The organism is Mucilaginibacter gynuensis (assembly GCF_039541195.1).
Lineage (GTDB): Bacteria > Bacteroidota > Bacteroidia > Sphingobacteriales > Sphingobacteriaceae > Mucilaginibacter > Mucilaginibacter gynuensis.
Map to the genome: position 1 here is coordinate 199,237 of NZ_BAABFT010000005.1, position 13,269 is coordinate 212,505.

General features: G+C 43.4%; 9 protein-coding genes. 4 read left to right on the forward strand and 5 right to left on the reverse strand.

Annotation, left to right across the window (positions count from 1 at the left end; genetic code table 11):
- Positions 1-32 precede the first annotated feature (32 nt).
- Positions 33-2,210 (forward strand): TonB-dependent receptor family protein, encoded by a 2,178-nt coding sequence (locus ABD894_RS11825; RefSeq protein WP_345211241.1) that lies wholly within the window; start codon positions 33-35, stop codon positions 2,208-2,210.
- 70 nt (positions 2,211-2,280) lie between these two features.
- On the opposite strand, the gene ABD894_RS11830 is transcribed toward ABD894_RS11825, so the two are convergent.
- Complete coding sequence (locus tag ABD894_RS11830; RefSeq protein WP_345211242.1) at positions 2,281-3,462, reverse strand: glycoside hydrolase family 130 protein; 1,182 nt, start codon at positions 3,460-3,462, stop codon at positions 2,281-2,283.
- A gap of 6 nt (positions 3,463-3,468) precedes the next feature.
- Positions 3,469-5,292 (reverse strand): sodium:solute symporter family protein, encoded by a 1,824-nt coding sequence (locus ABD894_RS11835; RefSeq protein WP_345211243.1) that lies wholly within the window; start codon positions 5,290-5,292, stop codon positions 3,469-3,471.
- Positions 5,293-5,736: 444 nt separating this feature from the next.
- Between ABD894_RS11835 and ABD894_RS11840 the strand changes: the two genes are divergently transcribed.
- Complete coding sequence (locus tag ABD894_RS11840; RefSeq protein WP_345211244.1) at positions 5,737-6,612, forward strand: AraC family transcriptional regulator; 876 nt, start codon at positions 5,737-5,739, stop codon at positions 6,610-6,612.
- Between the two features lie 13 nt (positions 6,613-6,625).
- On the opposite strand, the gene ABD894_RS11845 is transcribed toward ABD894_RS11840, so the two are convergent.
- The 3 genes from ABD894_RS11845 to ABD894_RS11855 form a co-directional block, all read right to left on the reverse strand.
- Positions 6,626-8,605, reverse strand: a complete 1,980-nt coding sequence (locus ABD894_RS11845; protein WP_345211245.1) for a c-type cytochrome — start codon at positions 8,603-8,605, stop codon at positions 6,626-6,628.
- A gap of 7 nt (positions 8,606-8,612) precedes the next feature.
- A complete protein-coding gene (locus ABD894_RS11850; protein ID WP_345211246.1) occupies positions 8,613-10,439 on the reverse strand; it encodes a 3-keto-disaccharide hydrolase in 1,827 nt (608 codons plus the stop codon).
- 312 nt (positions 10,440-10,751) lie between these two features.
- The gene (locus ABD894_RS11855; RefSeq protein ID WP_345211247.1) at positions 10,752-11,678 is read right to left on the reverse strand and encodes an AraC family transcriptional regulator; all 927 of its coding nucleotides are present in this window, start codon (positions 11,676-11,678) and stop codon (positions 10,752-10,754) included.
- 247 nt (positions 11,679-11,925) lie between these two features.
- Between ABD894_RS11855 and ABD894_RS11860 the strand changes: the two genes are divergently transcribed.
- Together ABD894_RS11860 and ABD894_RS11865 are read left to right on the forward strand one after the other, a co-directional pair.
- A complete protein-coding gene (locus ABD894_RS11860) occupies positions 11,926-12,318 on the forward strand; it encodes a GlcG/HbpS family heme-binding protein (protein ID WP_345211248.1) in 393 nt (130 codons plus the stop codon).
- 47 nt (positions 12,319-12,365) lie between these two features.
- Positions 12,366-13,178, forward strand: a complete 813-nt coding sequence (locus tag ABD894_RS11865) for an SDR family oxidoreductase (RefSeq protein ID WP_345211249.1) — start codon at positions 12,366-12,368, stop codon at positions 13,176-13,178.
- Positions 13,179-13,269: the final 91 nt, after the last annotated feature.

Consider the following 13,269-nt stretch of genomic DNA (forward strand, 5'->3'; position numbering starts at 1 on the left):
ATTATAGTTTTTGACACACCTTATTATTTATAATGAAGAAACTTTACACCACCTTATTACTCACAATCCCTTGCCTGGCCTCCTTTGCTCAATCGGAAAGCAGAGATACATCAAAAACGCTGGATGAGGTGATCATATTTAACATCCGCAAACAAAAGGACATTAGCCGGATGGATTCAATTAAGGGAACCTTCATTTATTCGGGCAAAAAGAATGAGGTGATCAAGCTGGCCAATAAGGACGCTGCCCTTACCGAAAAATTCGGCAGGCAAATTTTTGCAAAAATTCCCGGCGTATTTGTATACGATATGGACGGCACCGGCAACCAAACCAATATTTCAACTCGGGGCCTTGATCCGCATCGCGGCTGGGAGTTCAATATCCGTAAAGATGGTGTAATAACCAATTCGGATATGTATGGTTACCCTGCCAGTCATTACAATATTCCGCTGGAAGCCGTGGAAAGGATCGAGTTGGTACGGGGTACAGGTTCGCTGCAATACGGTGCCCAGTTTGGTGGGATGCTCAACTATGTAAGCAAGCAACCGGGAGCGAAGGAATTAGCTTTTGAAAGCGTGAATACGGTAGGTTCATACGGTTTGTTGAGTACTTACAATTCAATAAACGGCACTAAGGGTAAGTTCAGGTACTATGCCTGGTTCAACAATAAAAAGATAGATGGCTACCGCAGAAATTCCGATTCGAAGTTTAACGCGCAGGATATAACCTTGTATTATGATGCTTCGCCATCGTTGCTTATAAAAGCGGAATGGACACGGTCTGACTATGTAACCCACCTTGCCGGCCCGCTTACCGATGCCATGTTCAATGCCGATCCGCGTATGTCAACCCGGTCCCGTAACTATTATAGTCCGGAGATCAATGTGCCATCCATCAGTGTAGACTGGAAAGCCGGGAGAAATACCTTGCTGAAACTAACCACATCGGCCATTATAGGCGCGCGCAAAAGCGTGTTATTTGATAAACCCACCACAACGGTTGATGTTATTGACCCGGTTACGCTACAATATGCTAACAGGCAGGTTGATATCGATCATTTTAACAGCTACACTACTGAATTACGTTTATTGCAGACTTATTCCTTATTTAATTTAAAAAGTAGCCTTGCCGCAGGTATACAGTATATGAATAATAACCTGCACCGCCAGCAGTTAGGAAAAGGCACTACCGGCGATGATTACGACCTCTCGCTGGTTACACCCGGTTGGGGAAGAGATATGCACTATAAAACCAATAATATCGCCCTGTTTGCCGAAAACAGGTTTGCGCTTACACGCAACCTTTCTGTAAATACCGGTGTAAGGGTTGAATCGGGCGAAACCAATATGACGGGGACTATCAATAACTATCCTGCCAATGATGTGCCTAACACTATCAAACACCGTTTTCCTTTATTTGGGGTGAATGCCCAGTATGCTGTAAGCAGTAATATTAACGCGTACGCGGGATGGTCGCAGGCTTACCGCCCGGTGATATTTAAGGACATCATCCCTACATCGGTATACGAACTGGCCGATAAAAATTTAAAGGATGCACGCGGCTACAATCTTGAAGCAGGTTTTAGGGGCAACTGGAAAATACTGCAATGGGACGTAAGCTATTTTCAGTTGTTGTACAAAAACAGGCTTGGTACACTGGCGCAAAAGAACAGTGCCGGGGATGAGATCATCTTCCGTACCAATATTGGCAACTCCTTGGCGAGGGGCGTTGAGGTGTTTACACAGGCCGATCTGCCGCTTGGCCGTACCGCGGTACTTTCGGTATTCACCGCTACAGCTTACATGAACGCGGTTTACAAGGATGCCAATGTAAGATCGGGCAATACTAATGTTAATATTGATGGCAACAAGGTAGAAAGCGCCCCCGAATGGCAAAGTCGCAATGGCGTAACGTTGAAGGTAAAGCGGGTAAGCGTTAGTGCCTTATACAGCTACACCGGTAATACTTTTGCCGATGCCTTAAATTCGGTTATACCAACTGCAACCGGTTCGGCAGGACTTGTACCGGCTTATCATTTGTTTGATTTTAACAGCTCGGTATTTATAAGCAGTCACCTGCAATTAAGGCTTAACTTGAACAATGCCTTTAACAGGCAATATTTTACCAAACGGCCGCAGTTTTATCCGGGACCGGGTATCTGGCCATCCGACGGCAGATTGTTCTCCACAACCCTGGTTATCAAGTTGTAAATATTCCGATAAAGAAAAAGCCCCGGCAGCATACTTAACAACGCGCCTGGGCTTATTTATGGTTGAAAACTTATATAAAGGCCTTGTTCTTATCAACCAACTGAAAAATACTCCTCACAGATGCCAGCGATGTAAGGCCATCTTCGGGCGTGTTAATGGCATAATCAATCAGTTTATCTATCGAAGAAACCGCTACGTGCATCCGTGTATCTGACGATGCGTAGTAAATATAAACCGTACCATCTTCATCGGCTATCCAGCCATTTGAAAATACTACATTAGATACATCACCAACACGTTCATCCCCCTCGGGGGCAATAAAATAACCTGCCGGTTTATGAATAATACGGGTCAGGTCGTCGCTATCGGTCATAAAAACATACAGCACATAGCGTAAACCGGCGGCGGTATTACGCACACCATGAGCCAAGTGAAGCCATCCTCTTTCGGTTTTTAAGGGTTCGGGGCCTAAGCCTAATTTGGCTTCGTTAATGGTATGGTAAACCTTGCTGTCAATCACAAATTCTTGCTGAATAACGGCGTTATCCATATTATCGGCCAGGCCAAAACCTATTCCACCACCATTACCGGCTTCAATAAAACCATCTTGCGGGCGTGTATAAAAAGCATACTTACCGTCAACAAAACGCGGGTGCAATACCACATTACGCTGCTGCGGCGAAGGCGTTCTCAGGTCGGCAAGCCTTTCCCATGTCTCCATATCGCGGGTACGCACAATGGCACATTGCGCTATGGCAGCAGATTGATCACCGGCAGGCGCTTCCGGGTCGCGGCGTTCGGTGCAGAATAAACCGTATACAAAACCATCCTCATGCATGGTTAGCCGCATATCATAAATATTGGTATCCTCCTGCTGATCGGGGTGCCCCGGTACCAGTATGGGCTTCTCCCAAAAACGAAAATTATCTATACCGTTAGGACTTTCGGCAACGGCGAAAAAAGATTTCCTGTCGCTGCCCTCTACCCTAACCACCAGCAAATACTTTCCGTTCCATTTTATGGCACCGGCATTAAAAGTGGCATTTATACCAATACGCTCCAGCAATAAAGGGTTGGTTTCGGGATTAAGATCATATTTCCAAAAATAGGGCGCGTGTTTGCCCGTTAATACAGGGTTTTTGTAACGCTGATACACCCCATTGGTATCGTCGGCCGGTTCATTTTTAAGCGTAACCAGCTTTTCGTAATCGCTTTTGATCTTGTCCAGTCGTTCACTAAAATCTATATTCATTTGTAATTAATCTTCAAGTTTATTCCACCAGGTTTTTTTCAGTATAAAAATGATAAGGGCAAGTATGGCTATGGTAACCAATAATGGTACTTTCATCCATAGTATAAAATACATGGGCAAAATGGTAAGGCACAGTTGCGCTATAATGCCAAGCACCACATTGAACATATCCAGCCTGAATCTTTTATTTGGCTGAAAACTTTCATCATCGGCAACTACCAGCGTATGTATGGGCTCCCAAAAGCCCCATGGTTTTACGGTACGGTAAAAGCTTCTTAATATTTCGCTATCGGTAGGCGGCGCGGTATAAGTACCAACAATGCAACCAATAATTGATATCAGGAATAATAACGGCCAGTTATACAAAGGCAGACCATCAAAAATAAACGGAAAGGCCAGCGCGGCAGCAATACCGGTGATCATGCCCCAGGCAAAGCCATTCGCGTTAAAGCGCCACCAATACCATTTAAGTATGTTTGATGCCATGTAGCCGCCATATAAAGCCCCTACTATCCACTGTAAAATGCTGTTAACATCCTTTGCAAAAAAGCCAAGGATCACCCCGATTGCCACCACAACCACACCGGTTATATAATTGGCGGTGATGGTTTTTTTGATGGACGCTGCCGGATTTATATATTTCAAATAAATATCATTCACTACATAAGCCTGCGCAGCATTCAGCGTGCCAGAGAACGTGCCCATAAAAGCACCCATCAGCCCGGTGAGCACTAATCCTAAAATACCTACCGGTAAAAAACTGTTAATGGCCGCGGGCAATATCCGCTCAAAATCAGTTACCCCGGCAACTTTAAGGTCGAGCTGTTTATAGTACAATAAGGCAAGTACCGTTAGGCCTATTACCATGGTATAGCGTACCGGTAACAATATAATAGATACGAAGCCAGTCATTTTAGAGGCCTCCTTTGGCGATCTCGACGATAGCACCTTTTGCATATCGTAATTTGGCGCGGGCCCGGCAAAGCTGGAAAATATGCCTTTACAAAGCATCATCATAAAAAAGGCACCGAACACGCTGAAGCCATCCTCTGCAATTTTCTTGTTGGCATCTGGTGCTATGTGCGACCAATCCAGATCCAGTTTCCAGCCAAAGAAAGGGTTATCCCAGCCATGCGGAAACAGCAATGCTTTACCATTGAGGTGCTGCATGGCAATTATACCCACGGCTACACAGCCAATCGTCATGATGATGTATTTGATAACATCGCCCAGTACAATGCTGTGCATACCGCCCAATATGGAGTAAAACATAGCGAACAACGTAAATATGATGCCGTAAAAATGGGCTACATATTCGGGCCGTATGTGAAAATGCACGTAAGGTTCAACAATATTCCAGGGTACAAAAATTTCAATGAACTTGCCCAGGCCAACAAAGCCATAAGCCAAAAAGCCAAGGCAGCCAATAAGCGCGAATACTACTATAATATTGTGCGATGCCTTTACACCCGTACCCGTAAGCCCGAACCGCGACGCAAGCCATTCGGCCCCGGTATTGGCATTTGAACGACGGAGCCATTTAGCCAGGAACATCATGTTGAACACCTGGTTAAAAACAGGCCATAACCACGGGATCCAGATGCTTTTAAAACCATACACAAAACAGAGTGATACCATCCACATGGTACCGCTTATATCAAACATATCTGAAGCATCACTAAGCCCCAGCATATACCATGGCAGCTTTTTACCACCAAGCAAATAACTCTCCTTGTTCTGACTTGCTTTTTTGCGGTAATACCAGCCAATAAGCACCATCAAAATGAGATAGCATATTAAGATCGATACATCAATTACTTGTAGTTTCATTTAGGTTTTTTGTTACAATAAGGTTTTGCTAATCAGTTAAATATAGGGCACAACATAGCTTTATTTATTTAACAAGCATTAATATTGAACAGAAAAAACTTAACAAGAAACTGTAATAACCGCTTATACATAGTTTAAAAAATATCAGGCTCTTTGGAAAAAAAGATACTGTTCAAAAATAGAGCGGCAGGCTTCAATACTTTAATACTATTTTAACCAAACATTGTATTAACCTACGCTTCCGCGATAATTAATATGGCTAAGAACTATCGGAATTACCGGAAATAGCTATTAGCGATGATTGATTCGCCAAAAAATTGAGATGTAATTTGTGAATGTTTACCAGCAGCTGTTACGCAGTTGAAAAAAGCATGCTGAAACTGAACTTTTTAATGATATTATTTTAACTAATTTGATTAAATTGCATTACCAATTTATAAATTTATGTTTAAGGATATTTCAAGAGAGATAACCCCATTAACCCAAAGCGACTGTTTCACCATTTTTTCGCGGGAGAAGAACAAATTTGATTTTCCGCTGCATAACCACGAGGAAATGGAGCTCAACCTTATTTTAGACGCGCCCGGCGCAAAACGCATAGTAGGCGATCATATTGAAGAAATAGGTAATTATGAACTCGTTTTAGTAGGCCCAAACCTGCCGCACGGCTGGTTTACACATAACTGCAAAAGCGACCTGATTAAAGAAGTTACCATACAGTTTCATAAAGACCTGCTCGACGAACGTTTTTTGAAGCGTAACCAGCTCAATTTTTTACGGGCTTTGTTTGATAATTCAAAAAGGGGCGTGTTGTTTTCGCCCGAAGCGACAAAGAATATCGCGCCTAAAATATTCGCCCTTAATAAAGAAGGCGGCTTTAACTCTATACTGGAACTGTTTTCCATTTTGCACGAGCTATCTATTGCTACCGATACAAAAATGCTCTCCGATTCTTCTTTTACAAAAGAGGAATACAATTACAATAGCAGGCGTATTGAGAAGGTTTTTGAATACATGAACAGCAATTTTGATAAGCCGATAACGCTTTCGCAGGTTGCTAAAATTGCCAATATGCCCGATGCCTCTTTTAGCCGGTTTATAAAAAAACGGATAGGCTATACATTTATTGATAGCCTTAACGAAATAAGGCTTGGTCATGTATCGCGTATGCTGATAGATACTACCCATTCCGTTGCCGAAATAGCCTATAAATGTGGTTTTAATAACATGGCCAATTTCAATCGCACATTTAAATCGAAAAAGGGCTGCACCCCTAACGAGTTCAGGGAAAATTATGCCGGTAACAGGGTGTTTGTATAATCGTTAAATAAGCTTATTTATCTAACGATCTTATCCACTCGGCTATTTTCCGGACTTCGCTTACAGGTACCTGCGGCATGGGCGGCATCGGGGTTGAATATTCCGGCCAATGTTCGGGTTTAGGGTTATGTATGAGGCTGATCAATTCTTCAACGCTGTATTTTCTTTTGGCCACGTCAATATAAGCAGGGCCAACCTGCCTGGTATTCGCATTATGACAGGCAAGGCAGGTGTTTTTTTGCAACAGGCCTTTCACTTCGTTAAAAGTAGGCGCTTTGCTGATCTGTGGCTCACCGTTGCTGACGGCAGGATTGCTTTTTCCTGTCGCGGTCTTTTTTGCCGCACTTTTATTAGCGATGGTCGGTTTAGGTTTGCCTGCCAAGTTCTTCGTACTCACTTCGTTTATGGCAAGGCTCTTACCCTCAGGTATATTATTTAGCGTGTAGTATGCTGTTGGGTGTACCAGCGAATAGGAATTTTCCTGTTCCCTTATGCCGTCTAACGTAATAGTATGAATATAGTACTTTCTTAAATTGCCAACTATTATACGGGCTTTCAGTCCATCGGCTGATAACTTTACACCTTTTATAGGGCACTCCTGGTTGTTAACCGGCGGACTGCCATAAACGCTATGGTATTTGTAGATGTAACTGCTAACAGAATAAGAAGCGAGATCCTCGGCATATTTTTTATCTACAGGTTTGGTAAATTCTATCTCGAAACCATCGGGCATTGCCCTTATAGCCCGCATTTCAAACGGTACTTTGTTGTTCCATATCAGGCGTTGCAAGCCTTCGGTGGCTTCACCTGCCGAACCCCATCCCCTGTTAGTTTCACCTGCGAATAATGAGCCATCCCTACCCCAGGCCAAACGCACAACACCCGACTGAAAACCGCTCCGGAACGGCCACGCGGCTCCCTGGTATTCGCCATTTACTTTTTCCATAAATACCCGGCTTACCATGCTCTGCCCCTGGTCGCCAACAAGTAACTGACCTGCAAACGGACCAAAAACGCCATCGGGTATCTTTACAATTTCGGAGTTTGAAATACCTAAAATGCCATGCGGCAGCCATACTGCCGGTAACTGCAGATCGGGATAATCTTTTTTCATGTCAAACTCGGTAAAGAATTTTTCATTCACAATATTTTCGGGCTTAACGGGTTTGCCCTTGCTGTCAAAATCCTGCCTTAGCTTGTTTTTTGTAAAGAATTGCTGCTGGGTTAAATGCAAAGGAGAGTTAGGTAAGCCTGTCCACACCAAACTTGCCGGGTGCCCCATAAAAGCGCCTTTTTTAACCTGCATTATACTGCCTGAGCCTACCCAATCGCCCTGGTTGTCGGTATAAAAAAGTTGATCATCTATCATGCTGATACCGCAGGGCGAACGCATCCCGGCAGCCCATGGCTCTACCTGGCCATCCTCAAATATATGCAGCGCCCAGCCGCGCCATGGTACCATACTTTTAGGGTTCCACCAATCGGGCGGAAAGCCAAGGTTGAGCGTTACAAAAAAGGAGCCGTCGGCAGCCAGTTTGGGGCCAAAGCTGTACTCGTGATAATTGCCTGATAATGGCCACGCGTAAATGGTTTCAAACTCATCGGCTATACCATCCATATCGGTATCGGTCATTTTGGTGAGCTCGCCGCGTTGTACGCAATAAAGGGAACCATCTTTGTAGGCAAGCCCCAGCACTTCATGCAAACCCGACGCGAATTTGCGGAAGAAAGGACGCTGAGCCGACGGATTTTCTACAATGAATATATCACCCCGTCTGGTAGATACGCCTAAATTTCCGTTTGGCAAAACGCACAAGCCGCCAACTTCCAGTATTAATCCTTCCGGTGCGGGTACACGCATTATCTTAAAATAATCATCCTCCTTGGGCGATTCTGCCTGGGCAAAACAGGTATTGTTTTGTAGCAGCATAAATGCCAGCAGGGACGCGAGGATTACAGGTATACGTTTTATATTATTAAAGCGATGGTTCATAGTTTTGCTAAAAAAGGACAGAATAGGTTAATTTTTTACTTATAGGCACCAGTATCTCCTTTTTGCTGCCGTTGTTTTTGATAATGGTTTTCGCCTCGCCTTCTTCCACATGCAGGTACCACGATTTATCATCGATCAGATACCAGCCATTGCCCAGCACCTCCACATTATTTACAGTTGCTATGTGGAAGTAAAGGTTCTTTTGAGCATCCTGCAATTCAATAACCCGTTGTACCCCCTGGCCACTATTGAGTACCGATGTAGCATCAGTAACAGTAGTGCCATATATAGCATACCTGAATAACGGCCGTTTATCTTTACCCAACGAATAGCCTTTAGGTTTAAAACCCGAACCCGTAGTATCGTTTGCCAGTGTAGCTTCGGTAGTGTTCAATTTTTGAATGGCAGGAATATCCTCACCGAATTGAAGCACGGCCCCTGTAGGCCGCGATGAACCGTCACCCCTTTCGTGCCACATGGGAGTGGCATCTAAAAAGCCGCCTCGCCAAACTTGCACTACGCTGCCATTATCGGCATCATAGGTATAATGTACCTGTTTATTGCTGCCCACATTAATGGCATGGGTTACACGTTTACTATCATTGATGTCAATAAAACAACGCATTAGCATATTTTCGCCCGTTACATTGATCAGTATCGGATCTACAGCATCGTTTGAACTTACATTGGCATCGCTTATTAAAAACTCACGTATGCCGGGCCCGGTTATTGATAAGCCCAGGGCAGGTTTAGCCCAGTCGACTTGTTTAGAGTAGTATATATCAAATGGGATAATGCCTTCTTTTAATTCTGCACTTCCGGTGCTTTTCCAGTCGGCAATGGGCACTACTACGTTATTGGAAATACGCATGAGGCCACTGCCGCCCGGTACGCTTAAGTTAAAACTATAGCTACCTGCTTGTTTAATATTTAAATTGCCGGTGTAGTGCATAACAAAGGCATTTTGTAGTGGACTAAAATTCGATGATAATGTAGTCGAAGTTCCTTCCGCTTCAGCATGTAGCTTGCTGTAATCGGGCTCGTTTTCAAAAGAACCTTTGTATACCGCATATTTCAGGTTTGAAATTTCGGGTCGTGGCTTGTCGTACAAGCTGTACTTTATGTTTCTGAAAGCTATTGCGCCACCATCACCCTGCAATCTCAACGGCCCGGCCGCTACTTCCTGAGTACCGGCTGATGTGCCTGAAAGCTCAACATCTTCTTGTATCCGGATCCCGTTTAACTCTACCAGCAGTATCTTCGGGTTCTCAACCTTTGCCCCTGCTGTGTTAAACCTTGGTGCACGGAATGCTATTTTAATATGTTGCCACAGACCGGGTGCACGGCTTACGTTTTGCCTTGGGCTATGCCCGTCGAGTCCTTGTTTTTGAGCAGCATCCCAACCTTCGTAAATCCCGCCGTTATCGTTTGCTTTGGGTTCGGTAATGCCCCAGCTGTCCGCCAGTTGCACCTTATAAATACCTTGCAGGTATATACACGAAACAGCCGAGCGGGCTACCATATAATCGAACTCAATATCAATATCGCCATGTTTAATATTAAAGACCAGATCTTGCCCCTGATTTTTTCCATCAGAAACATTGACTAATACGCCTGTGCCCTTTGTTGTTTTAATGGTATTGTCTTTTTCAATATCCATATGTACATCGCCTGCAAGTTGCCAGTTTTTAGCAGGGTTGGTAAATGCCGAAAGATCAGTTAAGCCAACTTCAACCAACTGCTTGTTAGCCGATTGGGCAAATGAAGACGGCGAAATTTTTAAAAGCCAGATAGTTATTACGCTGAATAATGCTAAGAAATGTGCTCTGTTCATATTAGTGCCGCTATGCCGGTATAATTATAGATTTAAAGAAGAAGACAGCCAATTATCACCGGGTGAGTTTAGCCGAAAACATATCTTTAAAAATATTTCAATTAACCAGCACGAACTAATACCTTTTTATCAATTACTAATCAAATTTTGTCATCCGTGCTAAATGGATATACTTAATTAAGTAACTGTAAAACAATAAATTAATTTAAAATATCAATTAAGAAAAGCCCTGGAATATTTACTATGATATGATTATTCCGGCCTCATACGGATTAAAAGCAGCCGGAATTTACTGAAATAATTATAGTTGTACTAAGCCAACGCAGGGTAACTTCTGCGGAATTCGGCAGGAGTTACACCTGTATTCTTTTTAAAGAACAAGTTGAAGTTTGGTTGTTCGGCAAAGCCTATGCTGTAGCTAATGTCCTGCAAGCTCCAGTCGGTTTGCAGCAGCAGTACTTTGGCTTCTTCCAATATGCGGTTACGGATATGCGTGCTGGCATTTTGCCCGGTATGTTTTTTCAGCAGCTCGTTCAGATAATTTGGATGCACGTTCAAATTATGGGCAAACTCCTTGGCTGTTTTAATACGAATAGGGCTGCTGTAGTTGATGTTGGAAGTTTCACTTTCCAGCAGATTAAAAAACTGGTGAATATGTCCGAAATCTTCCGTTATACCATCCGGTTTCGGAAAGCGGCCTATCTTCATGCTTTCCACCATCAGCAGTTGCATATAAGCCTGCATGGCATCTTCTCTGAAACTTCCATTTTCCAGCTCTTCGGCCTCCAAACGTTCAAAATAATGGGTAATAGCAGGTACTTCTGTTTCCTGCAGCCTGATCACACTTTTATTTTTTTCAGAAAACAAGCCAAATTTATCAATCACAGATTTCAATTGCGGATGATCATTAATAAATGATTTCCTGAACAATACATAATAGCCGCCTGATTCTTCAGAAAGGTTTCTCCAGGAAATGATATCGTTAGGATGGATATATAATAAGGTAGGTTCTTCAATGTAATAAGTATTGAGCCCCATGGTAAAAACACCCGTTCCTTTTGTTATGAGCAGCGCCTTGTAAAAATCGCGCCGGTTGGGCGATAAATAATTACGGCATTCATGCTGTTTCCGGTTGAATACCCTGATCGTCCAGCTCTCGTACGAATCCCGCAGTACCGGAATCATATCCGGCAAATCGCGCAGCGTATCTATGATCTTTGAATCAATGGTTGTTTTCATAGTATTCTTTTTAACGAATCAAATTTCCCGCTCATCAATTTCTGATAAAATGTACGACACAGAATCAAAGGCAATTTACAAAATCATTTGAGGAAATAGTTTGCAGAATGATACCGTGTAAACATAACACCGGCTAAAAATCGCCCGAATCTTTGAAATTCATAACAGAACCTTTGATGTTGCTACAAAGCAGGCTCCTGATTGTGCCCACCTTTGATATATCAAAACGAAACAAAAACTTAATACCATGGAGATCACACACAATCAAACATTTAAGGCCTTAACACAGGCTATTGACAAAGCCAATGAGATTGGTATAAGCGTAAACATCACCATTGTTGATACCGCCGGTCATCAGAAACTTTTTTTTAGAATGGATGATGCCTTTTTAGGCTCGATAGATATTTCGATGGGCAAGGCTAAAACCGCCATGCTTTTCAGGATGAACTCCGAAGAGGTAGGCAATTTCCTTGCGCCCGAAATGGGCACCTACGGCATGTTGCACACCAGCGGCGGCCTTGTAGGCTTCAGGGGAGGAATGGCCATAAAAGCCGAAGGACAAACGGTAGCCTACATAGGCGTATCAGGCGGCAGCCCCGATCAGGATTACGAGATAGCGGCTGCCGGAAGCATCATCTAAAAAAAATCGAACAACAATTTATACATAAACCATTAAATTTTAATACAATGTCAAACACTAAAACAATTTTGATCACCGGAGCAGGTTCCGGTTTCGGAGAAGGCGTAGCCATCGGTTTAGCTCAATTAGGCCACAAAGTAATAGCAGGTGCACAGATTTCACCGCAGGTAACTCCTTTAAGAGAAAAAGCCATCTCATTAGGCATTCAGGATAACCTGCGTGTTGAAAAACTGGATATACTTGACCAATATGATGTTGCCTACGCCTTAACCTGGGATATTGATGTACTTTTCAGCAATGCAGGTATAGGCGAGGCAGGCCCGGTATTTGAAATTCCGCTTGATTTGGTACGCCGCAATTTCGAAACCAATGTTTTCGCACCATTAAGCCTGGCACAAAAATTCATCAACCAATTTATTGTAGCTAAAAAGAAAGGTAAGGTTGTATTTACGTCTTCAATGGGCGGTTTGTTCACTCCTGCCGGCTTCGGTGTGTATGTATCAACCAAACACGCGCTTGAATCAATCGCCGAAGCCTTGCAGCAGGAAGTAAAACAATTCGGCATACAGATACAAACTGTTAACCCCGGCCCATACCTCACCGGGTATAACGAAACCATGGCCGAAACACCATTCCGCTGGTTGGATGATAATGTAAACTATACCAAAAAGGCCGACCTTAAAGCCACTTTTGATGCCATGCTGGGCGTACCCGAGGGCAGGCTTGATCCTAACGAAATGATAGAAGCCATGATTCGCATAGTACCGGCCGAAACAGGCAAATTCCGCAACGTGGTGCCGCAAGCAATTGAAGATATGCTGAAGGAAAACCAAAAACATGCCTGGGAAGCTACTATATAAGTAGCGTAAGGTTAATAAAAAGCATAAAAGGAGGCGCCTTAATGGTTCCTCCTTTTATGTTTTACTGTTATTTTATTTAAATAAATTTTAT

Bases quoted from the DNA above. Each gene is read 5' to 3' on its own strand.
- ABD894_RS11825 (WP_345211241.1), top strand. From the start codon at position 33: ATGAAGAAACTTTACACCACCTTATTACTCACAATCCCTTGCCTGGCC.
- ABD894_RS11830 (WP_345211242.1), bottom strand. From the start codon at position 3,462: ATGAATATAGATTTTAGTGAACGACTGGACAAGATCAAAAGCGATTAC.
- ABD894_RS11835 (WP_345211243.1), bottom strand. From the start codon at position 5,292: ATGAAACTACAAGTAATTGATGTATCGATCTTAATATGCTATCTCATT.
- ABD894_RS11840 (WP_345211244.1), top strand. From the start codon at position 5,737: ATGTTTAAGGATATTTCAAGAGAGATAACCCCATTAACCCAAAGCGAC.
- ABD894_RS11845 (WP_345211245.1), bottom strand. From the start codon at position 8,605: ATGAACCATCGCTTTAATAATATAAAACGTATACCTGTAATCCTCGCG.
- ABD894_RS11850 (WP_345211246.1), bottom strand. From the start codon at position 10,439: ATGAACAGAGCACATTTCTTAGCATTATTCAGCGTAATAACTATCTGG.
- ABD894_RS11855 (WP_345211247.1), bottom strand. From the start codon at position 11,678: ATGAAAACAACCATTGATTCAAAGATCATAGATACGCTGCGCGATTTG.
- ABD894_RS11860 (WP_345211248.1), top strand. From the start codon at position 11,926: ATGGAGATCACACACAATCAAACATTTAAGGCCTTAACACAGGCTATT.
- ABD894_RS11865 (WP_345211249.1), top strand. From the start codon at position 12,366: ATGTCAAACACTAAAACAATTTTGATCACCGGAGCAGGTTCCGGTTTC.